Below are 13,592 nucleotides of genomic sequence, written 5' to 3'. Positions count from 1 at the left end.
TGGTTATTGTGCCTTTTTTTGGTGACGTTCCTGATTCGGAGGCGTATGCTGAGGGTGGTTTAGGAATAAACGGCGCTTAGACGCCGTATCATAATGAACAGGCGGATAACTCTATGGCACTTAATCTGATGATGCCCGAACAGGAAGATTTGAAACCCCGCATTACCGTTTTTGGTGTAGGTGGTGCAGGTGGCAACGCGGTCAACAATATGATCGAGAAAGAACTCGACGGGGTCGAGTTCGTGGTTGCAAATACCGACGCGCAAGCGCTGCAGTCTTCTAAATCGCAAGCCCGTATTCAGATGGGTGTAAAAGTTACCGAAGGTCTAGGCGCTGGCGCGCGACCTTCTGTTGGTGCAGCTGCCGCCGAAGAAACGATCGAGGCGATCGTTGATCATCTGGCTGGCGCGCATATGTGCTTTATTACTGCAGGTATGGGTGGTGGCACCGGTACTGGCGCGGCCCCAATCATCGCCCAAGCGGCGCGTGAACTGGGTGTGTTGACTGTTGGTGTTGTTACGAAGCCTTTCCAGTTTGAAGGCAATAAGCGCATGCGCCAGGCCGAGGAGGGTGTCGAAGCCCTTCAAAAGGTTGTGGATACGCTGATCATTATTCCAAACCAAAACCTGTTCCGCCTCGCGAATGAAAAAACCACCTTTACCGAAGCATTCTCCCTTGCTGATGACGTGCTGTATCAAGGTGTCAAAGGCGTGACCGACCTGATGGTTCGCCCTGGTTTGATCAACCTCGACTTTGCTGACGTTCGCGCCGTAATGGACGAAATGGGCAAAGCGATGATGGGCACCGGAGAAGCAGAGGGTGAAGATCGCGCTGTTCAAGCTGCTGAAAAAGCCATCGCAAACCCACTGCTTGATGAAATCAGCCTACGCGGTGCACGCGGCGTATTGATCAACATCACAGGTGGTTATGATCTTACCCTCTTTGAATTAGATGAGGCCGCAAACCGCATCCGCGAAGAAGTTGATCCGGATGCGAACATCATTGTTGGTTCAACACTTGATACCGGCCTTGAGGGCATGATGCGTGTTTCAGTTGTTGCAACAGGTATCGACGCACGCGAATTGAAAGCTGAAATTCCAGTTCCGCGTCGTCGCTTGTCAGAGCCGTTGGTCACTCAGCAACCTGTCGCTGAACCTGCACCAGTCGCCGCAGCACCTGTTGCCGAACCGGTTGCTCAAGAACCATCGTTGTTCCCGCAAATGGATGCTGAAGCAGCTGCCGTTCAGGAGCAGGCCGAAGATATCTTTGCGCAGGATCAGGTCGTAGATGATATGCCTCCTCCCGCATATCAGCCTCTGCCAGCGCCGGTTCAGCAGGATCATTACGATCATGTGAATGAGCTGGACGGTTTCGTCGCACCAAAGCCTCCGTCACCAGGAACGCCTTCGCCTGAAGCTATGGCGCGCCTGCAAGCAGCTGTTCAAAAAGCACCTTCTGCTCCGGCTCCAGCGCCGCGTCCAACGCATGTTGAACCACAGCAAACGCAAGAAGAACAAGGCGAAGCTCGGGCACGCTTTGGTATCAATTCGTTGATTAATCGTATGACAGGTCACAACGAGACCGCAGAGCGTGGTGCCGTTCCACAAATGCGCAGTCAGCCGCCTGTAACAGCCTACGAAGAAGAGCAAGAAGCAGACCCAGAAAAAGAACGGATCGAGATTCCTGCCTTCCTGCGTCGGCAAGCTAATTAACATTTCATAAATGTTACAAGAAAAAGAGGCGGTTTTGACCGCCTCTTTTTTGTTGTGAATCAGAGACTTAAAGGTGGTTAAAATCCACTTAAGCGGATTTTTGCCAAACTGTTTCCCCCATGTTTCAAACGGTTACAAAGATTGAGTTGAGTGTTTGCCCCCGGCAACTTAATTGATTGCGTGTCAGGGCAAACCTTCCTGACTTACTTATGGGGCTACCTTGCAAACCACAGTCAAAACATCAGTTTCGTTTACCGGCGTTGGGCTACACTCTGGCGCGGCTGCGCGTATGGTGGTGCATCCTGCATCTGCACATTACGGTATTTGGTTTAGACGCACTGATGTAAATGGTTCAAACTTGGTTGCTGCACGGTGGGACAGCGTGTTGCCCGGCGTTCAGCTTTGCACACGTATTGCAAATGACGCTGGTGTTGAAATTTCAACAATCGAACACATCATGGCCGCGCTTGCGGGTTGTGGGGTGCACAACGCGCTCATTGATCTTGATGGTCCTGAAGTTCCTATTCTAGACGGCAGTTCGCAAATCTTTGTCGAAGGTTTGGTTCAGGCTGGTCTGCAAAAACTTGATGCGCCTGCACGCGCCATCGAAGTTCTAAAAACGGTTGAAGTCACCGAAGGCCTTGCAGTTGCACGCTTGGTGCCAGCGGAAACCATGCATATTGATTTTCAAATTGACTTTGCGGATGCCGCGATTGGTAAGCAAGACAAAGCATTGAACATGGCCAATGGTGCATTTGTACGTGAACTTTGTGATAGCCGTACATTCTGTCGTCAGTCAGATGTTGATGCGATGCGCTCTATGGGGCTTGCGCTTGGTGGCACCTTGGAAAACGCGGTGGTCGTTGATGGTGCAGATGTGCTTAGCCCGGGTGGTTTGCGCCACCACGACGAAGCAGTCCGTCACAAGATGCTGGATGCATTGGGTGATCTTTATCTTGCTGGCGGTCCGCTTTTGGCGCGTTACGAAGGTGAGCGGGCAGGGCATGCTTTGACCAATCGTTTGCTGCGCGCGCTTTTTGCTGATCCGCGCAACTTCCGTATCGTCAATTGTAGTGCCTCTTTGGCAGCTCGGTTGCCGGGGGCTGGTGTCCACGCCCATGATATTCCGCGCGTTGCCTAAGCGAACTAAGCAGAGAATATCCGACGGTGACGAAAAACCCTCTCAAAGCCATTTTGCAACCGGATTTTCTATGTTAGTGAAGTCGGGAACATAAGGCAGAGGTGCCTTAATTAAGAAATTTGTGGGGTAGGCGCGACATGGCATTTGGTACTGGTCGTATTAAGCTTGTTTTGACGGTGTCTTCGTTAGCTTTGTTGGTTGCCTGTGGTGCACGCGAAGAAGATGTATCTCTGGAAAGCCTGACAGCTCAGCAAATCTATGAACAAGCCGAGTTCGAACTGGAAACACAGAACGAACCAGCTCGTGCTGCTGAACTCTTTAGTGAAATCGAACGGCTGTATCCTTATTCCGAACTGGCAAAGCGCGCGTTGATTATGCAGGCTTATTCGTTCCATCAGGATCGGGATTACGAAAATAGCCGTTCCGCAGCACAGCGTTACATTGATTTCTATCCAGCTGACGAAGATGCAGCCTATGCACAATATCTTCTCGCGCTCAGCTATTATGATCAAATAGATGAAATCGGTCGCGATCAGGGTTTGACCTTTCAAGCGTTGCAAGGATTGCGGACCGTGATTGAACGTTACCCCGACAGCGAATATGCGCGTTCTGCTATTTTGAAATTCGACCTCGCGTTTGACCACCTCGCGGCCAAAGAAATGGAAGTCGGGCGCTACTATCTGCGTCGGGGCCATTTTACTGCCGCGATTAACCGGTTTCGCGTTGTTGTCGAAGAATTCCAAACAACCAGCCACACACCAGAAGCATTGCTACGTCTTATCGAAGCCTATCTTGCTCTTGGGTTTGAAGGTGAAGCCCAAGCTGCAGGTGCAATTTTGGGGTATAACTTCCAGTCCAGTGAGTTCTACCAATCTGGCTATGATCTGTTGACAGGTCAGGGACTGGAGCCGGGCGCCCGAGGTACCGGATGGTTGGCGCAGATTTATCGTCAAACGATCCGCGGCGAATGGCTCTAAGCCACGCGGGGTGACGGCATGCTTAGAACCCTAGAAATTCGCGATATGCTTATCATTGATCGGCTGGAGCTGCAGTTCCAGCCGGGTCTCAATGTGCTGACGGGTGAAACAGGTGCCGGGAAGTCCATTCTGTTGGATTCATTGGGATTCGTGTTAGGCTGGCGCGGGCGTGCTGAACTGGTGCGATCCGGGGCAGAGCAGGGCGAAGTGATTGCAGAATTTGATCTACCCGCAGATCACCCCGCCCATGCGGTGTTGGAAGAGGCAGGGTTGCCCGCTGCGGATGAACTCATTCTTCGGCGTATAAATACGCGGGACGGGCGCAAAACGGCTTGGGTCAATGATCGTCGCTGTTCTGGTGAAATCCTACGACGTTTGTCCGAAGGGCTGGTGGAGTTACATGGTCAACACGACGACCGCGGCCTGCTGAATCCGCGTGGACACCGGATATTGTTGGATACCTTTGGTCAACTCGACGGGCTCATCGCCAAAACACGAACGGCTTGGCGTGATCTTGCAAAGCAACGCAAAGCTCTAGCTGAAACCGAAGCTGAGATCGAAGCCGCCCGCGCAGAAGAAGATTTCCTGCGCCACGCCGTGAGTGAATTTAACGCGTTGTCCCCAGAACCGGGCGAAGACGAAGCGCTTGATAAACAGCGTCGGCAGATGCAGGGCGCAGAACGCGTGCGTGATGATGTTTCCAAAGGTTTCGCCGCACTTGGCCTTAACGGTGCTGAGGGGCAGATTTCTGACGCAATTCGTTGGCTGGACGGCGCGGCAGATGGCGCCGAAGGTCGCTTGGATGAGGCTCTAAATGCGCTTGGGCGCGCGGCCGTTGAATTGGCTGATGCGCAGCAGGGGGTTGAAACCTGTCTTGACGCGATGTCATTTAACCCGGCTGAACTCGAAGAGATCGAAGAACGTTTATTCGCCATCCGTGCCTTGGCCCGTAAACACGGGGTTCTTGCAGATGAATTGCCTGCTTTTGGGGCCGAACTATCAGCACGGCTGGATGCCTTGGACAATAGCCAGTCCGGGTTAGGGGCATTGCAAGCCTCTGTGCGCGAAGCTGAAGCACGTTATGAAAAAGCCACAACGGCCCTGACCAAAGCCCGTCAGAAATCGGCCAAAACACTGGACAAAGCCATGGCGGCCGAATTGGCGCCGCTAAAAATGGAACGCGCAGTGTTTGAAACTTGCGTTACACCCTCTGATGCAGGACCCGACGGCGTGGATGAGGTCGCTTTTACCGTGGCCACCAACCCCGGCGCTCCATCTGGTCCTTTGAATAAAATCGCTTCTGGCGGTGAACTCAGCCGGTTTTTATTGGCACTAAAGGTCTGCCTCACAGCGGAAGCCAAGGGCCTGACCATGATCTTTGATGAAATCGACCGAGGTGTTGGGGGGGCGACTGCGGATGCCGTTGGACGTCGGCTCGCGGCGCTTGCGGATGAGGCACAGGTGCTTTGCGTGACACACTCCCCGCAGGTGGCCGCACTTGGCGGGTATCATTGGCGTGTGCAGAAATCTGTGACCAAAGGCGAGACGCTATCAACCGTTGTACCGCTCACATCTGAGGAGCGGGTTGAGGAATTGGGCCGCATGTTGTCCGGCGACACAGTTACCCCCGAAGCCCGCGCCGCCGCGAAAGCGCTACTGGCCGGATGACGTATCAACGGCGCGCTTATCCCCAGCGCACCAATCCAATGATTGCCGAGGCAGCATAGAAAAACTGTAGTGCGAAAAAGGCCCATCTTTTGTCGATGAGAGCCCAAGCTGCAAACAAAAGCGCAGACAGCAACAGCAGCGAAAACCCCAACACCTCATTCCCAGTGTTGGAGGCAATCAACAATGCGTAGATCATTGCCAGAACTGATCCTGATACTTCAAACACCGTGCTTAGTTTTCTGTTGGTCATTGGGTTTCCTTGAAAAATCGTTGTTCGTGATGATTTGGGCTTAGTGTATACGCAACGGGCGTACGGTTGGTATGTTGATATCATACGTCGTTACTGCAAAGAGAATTGAACGTGTGGTATTGGCGGTGGATTTCGTTAATCTATTCACGTATGGGAAGGCACCCAAACGCGAATAGAAAAGAATAGTGATGAGCGCGCCAGAATCAAACGTTGTGGTCCAGATGCTTGGGAATGCACAAGACGAGTTGAAAAAAGCCTGGTTGGTGCTGCGCCGCAAAGGTCCGAGCCAAATTCAGTTTTGGTTTATTGCGCTGATTATTGGGATTGCTTCAGGCTTTACAACTTTGTGGTTTCGCAAAGCCATCGCTTACCTTCAGACTACCTTCTATGGTACCGACGACGCTGGAAGTTTACATACTTTGGCCGGCACGCTCCCTTGGTATTGGATTGTCGGGTTGCCTATCGCAGGGGGCCTCATAACCGGTCTTGTCCTGCACTTCTTCACACCTGATGGGCGGGTGCGTTCTGTGGCCGATGTGATCGAAGGCGCTGCCATGCACGAGGGTCGCGTTGAAAAACGTGCAGGACTTGCATCTGGTTTGGCATCGTTGATCACCCTTTCAACCGGAGGCTCCTCTGGACGTGAAGGTCCGGTGGTGCATTTGGCGGGGGTCATTTCAAGTTGGGTGTCGAACCGCATTCATGCCAACGGAATTACTGGCCGTGATTTGCTGGGGTGCGCCGTCGCGGCCGCTGTTTCAGCATCATTTAACGCGCCGATCGCTGGGGCGCTATTTGCGCTCGAAGTGATTTTACGTCATTTTGCGGTTCATGCATTTGCCCCGATTGTCATTGCGAGCGTTTCTGGAACTATTATCAGTCGGTTAGAGTTTGGGAATGTTACCGAATTTATGCTGCCAGTTGCCAATGAAATGGCATTTTATGTGGAGTTACCTGCCTTTTTGATCCTTGGTTTATTAAGTGGGCTTGTCGCATCCGTACTGATGCGCACGATCTTTTTAGCAGATGATTTGGGCAATCATATTCAGGGAAAGCTTGGTTTCCCACGCTGGGCTCGCCCAATGTTCGCCGGGGCGCTGTTGGGCGTAATTGCGCTTGGGTTTCCGCACATCATCGGGGTGGGATATGAAACCACATCAAAGGCTTTAACAGGGTCGTTGATGTTTCACGAAGTCGTCGTTTTCGCGGTCCTAAAAACTATTGCTGTTGCCATTACGATGGCTGGACGTATGGGAGGAGGGGTCTTTTCGCCTGCCTTGATGGTTGGGGCCCTGACAGGGTTGGCATTTGGTATCATCGCGACAGGTATCTTTCCCGAGGTCTCTGGCGAAGAAACCCTATACGCGCTTGCAGGTATGGGCGCGGTGGCCGCAGCGGTGCTGGGTGCACCTATTTCAACGACGTTGATTGTCTTTGAACTGACTGGGGATTGGCAAACTGGTTTGGCTGTTATGGTCTCAGTGTCACTATCTACGGCGTTGGCTAGCAAACTCGTGGATCGTTCGTTCTTCTTAACGCAGTTGGAAAGGCGAAATATTCACTTAGCGGCGGGCCCCCAAGCTTATTTGCTTGCGACATGTCGCGTGGCAAAAATTATGCGCGCGGCCGAATCCGAACGTGCTGCGGATATAGCGGAATGTTGGGAATTGGTCGAAAGTGGAGTTTATGTCGATGGGAACGCGACATTAGAGTCTGCTATGCCCATTTTTGAAAACACCAACAGTAACTTTATTCCAGTTGTGACGCTTGGTGGCGAAGATCACCCCCCAGAGCTTTGGGGAGCGTTGTTTCATGTGGATGCGCTCAAGGCATTTAACAAAGCGCTGGCGGACACAGCCGCAGAAGAGCACTCTTAAACGCGCTCTACTGTGACTTTGTCGCCGTAAAACGAAATATGACCTTTGATGCGTTCAACAGCTTCAACGGGGTCTTCGTATGACCAACCAGCATTGTCGATCAGTACACTTTTTGTTTGAATGGAAAAATAGCGTGCCTCACCTTTGTGTGGGCAGTTTGTTTTGTGATCACTATTGTCAAGAAAAGCCATGGCTATATCGCTACGGGGAAAATAGATTGCCGGGGATAGATCTCCTTCGGACAACTCCAATGCGTTTGTTGTTTCTCCAAGCACCGCACCGCCGGCCCGTACGACCCAAGTGCCTGCTGTTTTCCGTATGCGAATATGATCTGCCATGTATTTCCCCAGTGAGTGACACGAATGTTGTGCGACACTATCAGCGCTAACATAACATGCAAACGTCAAAGGGCCGCACAAGCGACCTTTAACCAGCGCTGAGCGCCATCAGATACGCGGGGTGCGATCAATTCTAGTGTTTTTGCATGATATTGGTTGATCCAGCCGCGTTCTGCACGAGACAACTCTTCGATGAGGATCAATCGTCTGTCGATAGGGACATAGGTTATGGTCTCAAAGTCCAACATATCGCGACTGTCCGCGGATGGAATATTGGGTGCTTTTTGCACGACGATTAGGTTTTCAATGCGAATGCCGAAATGCCCTTCGCGGTAATACCCAGGTTCGTTCGATAGGATCATGCCCGATTCAAGAGGAATTTCTGATACACGGGAAAGCCGAACAGGCCCTTCATGTACGCTTAGAAATGCACCGACGCCGTGACCTGTTCCGTGATCGTAATCTTGCCCTGCGACCCATAGGGGATAACGCGCAATTGCATCTAAATCCCGTCCCGCGAGGCCTTCGGGCCAACGTGCCCGCGACATTGCAATCATGCCCTGTAGAACACGAGTAAAGCATTGCTTTTCTTCTATCCCGACTTCACCAATTGGCATGGTGCGGGTGATGTCGGTGGTTCCGTCTTGGTATTGGCCGCCGCTATCTACGAGTAATAACTGGCCTTGCTCAACAGGAAGGTTGCTGTCGTCGCTCACGCGGTAATGACAGATGGCCCCGTGCGGTCCCGTCGCGGAAATGGTTTCAAAACTAATATCTTTCAAAGCGTTGGTCGCGCGTCGAAAGCTTTCAAGCTGTTTGACAACGCCTATTTCAGTCAACGTACCCTTCGGGGCCTCTGTATCTAACCAAGTTAGAAATTCGACCATGGCCGCGCCATCCCTAAGGTGGGCTTCGCGCATTCCAGCGATTTCAGCGCTGTTTTTCCGCGCTTTGGGGAGAATGCAAGGATCACTGCCAAACACCAATTCTGCATTGTGTTTTAACGTAAGAATCGCCTGCATAGGAATGGTTGTTTGATCGACCAACACCTTGCCAGTTATTTCTTTAAGGGCTGTTTCGAACTGAGTAGGTGCGAAAAGCTGAACATCTGACCCTAAATGTTCGACCACCTCGGCGGGGCATTTATCAGGGTGCACAAACAGGGAAACCTTGCCAGACGCGTGTAAAATAGCAAAGGCATGACCAATTGGGTTATGCGCAACATCGGTGCCGCGAATGTTCAACAGCCATGCAATACTGTCGGGCAGGGTGATAACTGTGGCCATGTGACCGTCATTGCGTAATTTTTCCGCGAGGCGTTCACGCTTGCTAGAATGGTTCTCCCCGGCGAGCTCAACAGGTTGAATGCTGAAATCGCCCATTGGGGCTTCGGGTTGGTCCGCCCAAATGCGGTCTACCAGATTGTCGGTCTCTTTTAGGGAAATCCCATGTTTGCCAAGCTGGGTTTGTAGCACATCAATCTGTTGATACCCGTGTAACCAAGGATCATAAGCCACCGTCGCATTTGCAGGGAGGTGTTCGATCAACCAATCGCCCAATTGTGTCTCAGGCCAAGGAACCGGAGTGTAATGCTCTAGGTCAATTTGTGACTTCACCTGCACCCGGTAACGCCCATCGATAAAGACGCCTGCCTGATCGTTGGTTGCTGCGCAAAACCCGGCTGAACCCGCAAAGCCAGTGAGCCAGTTCAGGCGCTCATCTCGTGGCGCAACATATTCGCCTTGATGCACGTCCGCACGAGAAATGAGAAAAGCATTAACACGCTCTTTGCCCATTTCTGCTCGAAGGTCAGACAGGCGTGCAGGGCCCAATTCGGGATGAGAGCGGATGTCAAAGCTTTGAAACATAAGGGGACCTCTGGACTGCGATTTCGCCAGAGTGTGCCTGTCTCTGCCCCAAAGCGCAATCATGCACTTGGGGCAGAGATGGGAATTTAGCGGGCTTTGTTGATGCCCATGACACGTGCGCGGGCACGTGGATCATTGTCAAAAAGGGCCGCCAATTGTTCGGTCATGGCGCCCGCCAATTGCTCGACGTCAGTGATCGTAACCGCACGGTCATAATAGCGGGTCACATCGTGGCCGATCCCAATCGCGAGCAATTCTACCGCTTTGCGTTTTTCGACCATGGCGATCACATCGCGCAGGTGTTTTTCCAAAAAATTGGCGGGGTTCACCGAAAGGGTGGAGTCATCCACCGGCGCACCATCTGAAATGACCATTAGGATTTTACGTGCTTCGGGACGACCCATCATCCGGCGGTGGGCCCACTCTAGGGCCTCGCCATCAATGTTTTCTTTCAGAAGGCCCTCTTTCATCATCAAACCCAAATTCGGGCGTACCCGGCGCCACGGGGCGTCAGCGGATTTATAGATAATGTGGCGCAGGTCGTTCAGGCGGCCGGGCTGTTGGGCACGCCCATCCGCGAGCCAACGTTCGCGACTTTGGCCACCTTTCCATGCACGAGTGGTAAAACCTAGGATTTCGACTTTTACCTGACAACGTTCTAGCGTACGGGCCAAAACGTCCGCACAAATAGCTGCAATCGAAATAGGGCGCCCGCGCATCGAACCAGAGTTGTCGATCAATAGTGTCACAACAGTATCGCGAAACTCAGTGTCGTGCTCCATCTTAAAGCTAAGCGGTGTTGTTGGGTTCGCAATCACACGAGCCAAACGACCAGCATCCAGCGTTCCCTCTTCGAGGTCAAATTCCCAAGATCTATTTTGTTGGGCCTGAAGACGGCGCTGCAATTTATTTGCAAGACGGCTCACGGCACCTTTAAGGGGTTCAAGTTGCTGGTCCAGATAGGCACGCAGGCGTTCAAGTTCTGCAATTTCGGCCAAATCTTCCGCACGAATTTCTTCGTCAAAATCTGCGGAAAAGACGGTGTAATCTGGGTCTGCATCTGAAACTGGTGCAGGGGGCGGCGGATCCATTGGGGCATCGCCCTCTGGTATTTCCGTTTCGTCGCCTTGTTCCTCATCAGCCATCTCATCCAAGGATACTTGGGCTTGGGAGGTGTCTTGCTGTTCTTCTTGTGCTTGCTCTGGGGACGCTTCTTCTTCGTTTTGTTGTTCTTCGTCCTGACCTTGGCTATCGGGATTATCGTCTTGTTCTTCTTGATCCTCTGCGTTTTCGTCTGCTTGATCGTCTTCGGCGTCTGGATCGTCGCCCAACTGATCCCCGTACCCCAGGTCATCGATCATCTGGCGCGCAAATTTTGCAAAGGCCGTTTGATCAGCCAGTATATCTTGAAGGTTTTCAAGCGTATCGCCAGCTTGTGCTTCAATAAAGTCTTCCCAGACTTCTGTAACTTGACGGGCGCCTTCGGGTAGTTCGCGCCCTGTTGCTATTTTACGCAGAAGATAACCTGCGGCTGTTGCCAGAGGTGCCTCAGAGCGATCGGTAATAGAATCATACCCTCGGCGCAGCGCATCGTTTTCGATTTTGACATCAATGTTGCTAAGTGCGCCGGGCATTGCCCTAGCGCCAACCGCTTCGCAACGTGCAGTTTCCATTGCATCATAAAGATCACGAGCCATCTGGCCTTGTGGTAGATACCGATTAAAAGTCGTGGCGTTATGATGCTTGTGCTTCATTGCCAGCGCATCTGCCGTACCTCGTGCAAGTAGCACTTCCTCTCGGGTCATACGACGTGTCACTTGCGGCAGGCGCACAGTGTCATTGTTGATACCAGAAGGATCAACAGAATAGGTCACCGACAGCTCTCGGTCGTCCGCCATCACTTTGGTCGCTTCGGCGAGCGCTTTTTTGAACGGATCGGCTGGATTGTCGATTTTCTTCATGCGACTACTTTCACATTCAATAGCTGTCGTTTGCCATTGTCGGGCTTACCTAACATAGGCAGGGCGAAGACGGCACGAAACGCGCCGTCTTCTACAAACTTAAGCGAGGCTCATGCTCGCTGCGCTCTCAGGCAGCTCTTCGTCAAAACACCGCTGATAGAACTCTGCCACAGTCTGGCGTTCAAGTTCATCGCATTTGTTGAGGAAGGACAGACGGAAAGCGTATCCAACATCTTTGAAGATCATGGCGTTTTGCGCCCAATTGATCACAGTCCGTGGTGACATGACAGTGGACAGGTCACCGTTCATGAACGCGGTCCGGGTAAGGTCAGCAACACTCACCATTTGGCTTACAGTTTTGCGGCCAGATTCAGTGTTGAACACCGGGTTTTTCGCCAAAACGATATTGGTTTCCGCGTCGTGGCTCAGGTAGTTCAAGGTGCAGACAAGTGACCAACGGTCCATTTGCGCTTGGTTGATTTGCTGGGTGCCGTGATACAGGCCGGTTGTATCGCCAAGACCAACGGTGTTGGCTGTCGCAAACAAGCGGAAGCTTGGGCTAGGTGTGATGATTTCGTTTTGGTCCAACAAAGTCAGTTTGCCGTCGGTTTCCAAAACGCGTTGGATCACGAACATTACGTCAGCACGGCCAGCATCGTATTCATCAAATACGATTGCAACGTTGTTGCGCAGAGCCCAAGGCAAGATGCCTTCGTGAAACTCAGTAACCTGTTTGCCATCGCGCAATTTGATCGCGTCTTTACCGATCAAGTCGATCCGTGAAATATGGCTGTCGAGGTTGACGCGGACACACGGCCAGTTCAGGCGCGCAGCGACCTGTTCAATGTGCGAAGATTTACCTGTGCCGTGGTATCCCTGAACCATAACGCGGCGGTTGTGGCTGAAACCTGCCAAGATGGCCAATGTGGTTTCTGGGTCAAATTTGTAGGTGCTATCGATTTCAGGCACGCGATCTGTGCGCTCAGGAAAGCCTTTGACAACCAAATCAGTGTCAATCCCAAAGACTTCGCGAACCGAAATATCCTCGGTTGGTTTTGCATTCATGTCCATCGTGCCGTCCGCCATCTGTCGTCCCTAAAATTCAAGTTGGGTTCAACCCAAACCATACCGGGCAAGTCGTGCCCGATATTGTTGTGCCTTGCAAGGGGAAGGCGGGTAAATGCGGCCTTCTGGACCTAAAAATTTTTAGAAATTGGTTACATCCATTTCACGTAGCTGTGACAGCGGGTGTGTGGACGTAGCGCAGGCGGCTGCCTATCTTCTAGTCAAGTAAACGGAGTGTGATGATGAATAGACGGCAATTTTGGACATTTGGCGCGCTGGCGGGCGTTTCTGCACTGGCTATGACGCGGGGTGCATTGGCGACAGGAGGCGAATTTGAGATAGAGCGTACTCCAGAAGAATGGCGTGCGATGCTGACTGATCTGCAATATAACGTCATGCGCGAAGAGGGCACAGAACGTGCTGGGTCTTCGCCACTTGATCGCAATTACGCGGATGGTACCTATCATTGCCGCGGATGTGATCTTGCGCTTTATGCGTCGGATGCCAAATTTGACAGTGGGACAGGTTGGCCGAGTTTCTATCAAAGCTTACCGCGTGCAATCGGCACGCACACAGATACAAGGTTTTTCATGACGCGGACCGAAGCGCACTGCCGTCGTTGCGGTAGCCATTTGGGTCACATTTTTGATGATGGGCCAGCGCCTACGGGAAAACGGCACTGTTTGAACGGTGTGTCGTTGGTCTTCCGAGCAGCGTAATTTCAAAAATCCACCT

Annotated in this window: 11 protein-coding genes; 6 read left to right on the top strand and 5 right to left on the bottom strand. The window is 52.2% G+C overall.

The features are described 5' to 3' along the window. Positions 1–113: 113 nt before the first annotated feature. The 4 genes from ftsZ to recN all read left to right on the top strand — a co-directional run bounded on the left by ftsZ (position 114) and on the right by recN (position 5,498). The gene (gene ftsZ / locus G9C99_RS04315) at positions 114–1,712 is read left to right on the top strand and encodes a cell division protein FtsZ (protein WP_166416190.1); all 1,599 of its coding nucleotides are present in this window, start codon (positions 114–116) and stop codon (positions 1,710–1,712) included. Between the two features lie 220 nt (positions 1,713–1,932). Further along, complete coding sequence (gene lpxC / locus G9C99_RS04310; protein ID WP_166416189.1) at positions 1,933–2,853, top strand: UDP-3-O-acyl-N-acetylglucosamine deacetylase; 921 nt, start codon at positions 1,933–1,935, stop codon at positions 2,851–2,853. A gap of 137 nt (positions 2,854–2,990) precedes the next feature. Beyond that, entirely contained in the window at positions 2,991–3,830 is an 840-nt protein-coding gene (locus G9C99_RS04305) for an outer membrane protein assembly factor BamD (RefSeq protein ID WP_166416188.1), read from the top strand. An 18-nt stretch (positions 3,831–3,848) separates the two neighbouring features. Beyond that, positions 3,849–5,498 (top strand): DNA repair protein RecN, encoded by a 1,650-nt coding sequence (gene recN, locus G9C99_RS04300; protein ID WP_166416187.1) that lies wholly within the window; start codon positions 3,849–3,851, stop codon positions 5,496–5,498. 16 nt (positions 5,499–5,514) lie between these two features. Here recN and G9C99_RS04295 read toward each other — a convergent pair whose 3' ends face one another. Next, a complete protein-coding gene (locus G9C99_RS04295; RefSeq protein ID WP_166416186.1) occupies positions 5,515–5,748 on the bottom strand; it encodes a hypothetical protein in 234 nt (77 codons plus the stop codon). Positions 5,749–5,936: 188 nt separating this feature from the next. Between G9C99_RS04295 and G9C99_RS04290 the strand changes: the two genes are divergently transcribed. Beyond that, positions 5,937–7,625 (top strand): chloride channel protein, encoded by a 1,689-nt coding sequence (locus G9C99_RS04290; protein ID WP_166416185.1) that lies wholly within the window; start codon positions 5,937–5,939, stop codon positions 7,623–7,625. Here G9C99_RS04290 and G9C99_RS04285 read toward each other — a convergent pair. The 4 genes from G9C99_RS04285 to cobS all read right to left on the bottom strand — a co-directional run bounded on the left by G9C99_RS04285 (position 7,622) and on the right by cobS (position 12,878). Then, entirely contained in the window at positions 7,622–7,963 is a 342-nt protein-coding gene (locus G9C99_RS04285) for a DUF427 domain-containing protein (RefSeq protein ID WP_166416184.1), read from the bottom strand. The genes G9C99_RS04290 and G9C99_RS04285 overlap by 4 nt on opposite strands. 65 nt (positions 7,964–8,028) lie before the next feature. Then, entirely contained in the window at positions 8,029–9,831 is a 1,803-nt protein-coding gene (locus tag G9C99_RS04280) for an aminopeptidase P family protein (RefSeq protein ID WP_166416183.1), read from the bottom strand. An 86-nt stretch (positions 9,832–9,917) separates the two neighbouring features. Continuing rightward, positions 9,918–11,792 (bottom strand): cobaltochelatase subunit CobT, encoded by a 1,875-nt coding sequence (cobT, locus tag G9C99_RS04275; protein ID WP_166416182.1) that lies wholly within the window; start codon positions 11,790–11,792, stop codon positions 9,918–9,920. 99 nt (positions 11,793–11,891) lie between these two features. Next, complete coding sequence (gene cobS / locus G9C99_RS04270; RefSeq protein ID WP_166416181.1) at positions 11,892–12,878, bottom strand: cobaltochelatase subunit CobS; 987 nt, start codon at positions 12,876–12,878, stop codon at positions 11,892–11,894. 221 nt (positions 12,879–13,099) lie between these two features. Here cobS and msrB point away from each other — a divergent pair, with 221 nt between their 5' ends. Then, entirely contained in the window at positions 13,100–13,576 is a 477-nt protein-coding gene (gene msrB / locus G9C99_RS04265) for a peptide-methionine (R)-S-oxide reductase MsrB (RefSeq protein WP_166416180.1), read from the top strand. Positions 13,577–13,592: the final 16 nt, after the last annotated feature.

Origin of the sequence: Cochlodiniinecator piscidefendens, assembly GCF_011326755.1 — a bacterium.
GTDB classification, from domain to species: Bacteria; Pseudomonadota; Alphaproteobacteria; order Rhodobacterales; family Rhodobacteraceae; genus Cochlodiniinecator; species Cochlodiniinecator piscidefendens.
The sequence above is the reverse complement of the archived record's forward strand: the minus strand, read 5'-3'. Positions and strand labels throughout refer to the sequence as shown.

What these genes read in the sequence shown, in the direction of transcription:
- G9C99_RS04285 (WP_166416184.1), bottom strand. Translation starts at nt 7,963, where the DNA reads ATGGCAGATCATATTCGCATACGGAAAACAGCAGGCACTTGGGTCGTA.
- cobT (WP_166416182.1), bottom strand. Translation starts at nt 11,792, where the DNA reads ATGAAGAAAATCGACAATCCAGCCGATCCGTTCAAAAAAGCGCTCGCC.
- G9C99_RS04295 (WP_166416186.1), bottom strand. Translation starts at nt 5,748, where the DNA reads ATGACCAACAGAAAACTAAGCACGGTGTTTGAAGTATCAGGATCAGTT.
- ftsZ (WP_166416190.1), top strand. Translation starts at nt 114, where the DNA reads ATGGCACTTAATCTGATGATGCCCGAACAGGAAGATTTGAAACCCCGC.
- G9C99_RS04280 (WP_166416183.1), bottom strand. Translation starts at nt 9,831, where the DNA reads ATGTTTCAAAGCTTTGACATCCGCTCTCATCCCGAATTGGGCCCTGCA.
- cobS (WP_166416181.1), bottom strand. Translation starts at nt 12,878, where the DNA reads ATGGCGGACGGCACGATGGACATGAATGCAAAACCAACCGAGGATATT.
- G9C99_RS04305 (WP_166416188.1), top strand. Translation starts at nt 2,991, where the DNA reads ATGGCATTTGGTACTGGTCGTATTAAGCTTGTTTTGACGGTGTCTTCG.
- G9C99_RS04290 (WP_166416185.1), top strand. Translation starts at nt 5,937, where the DNA reads ATGAGCGCGCCAGAATCAAACGTTGTGGTCCAGATGCTTGGGAATGCA.
- msrB (WP_166416180.1), top strand. Translation starts at nt 13,100, where the DNA reads ATGAATAGACGGCAATTTTGGACATTTGGCGCGCTGGCGGGCGTTTCT.
- recN (WP_166416187.1), top strand. Translation starts at nt 3,849, where the DNA reads ATGCTTAGAACCCTAGAAATTCGCGATATGCTTATCATTGATCGGCTG.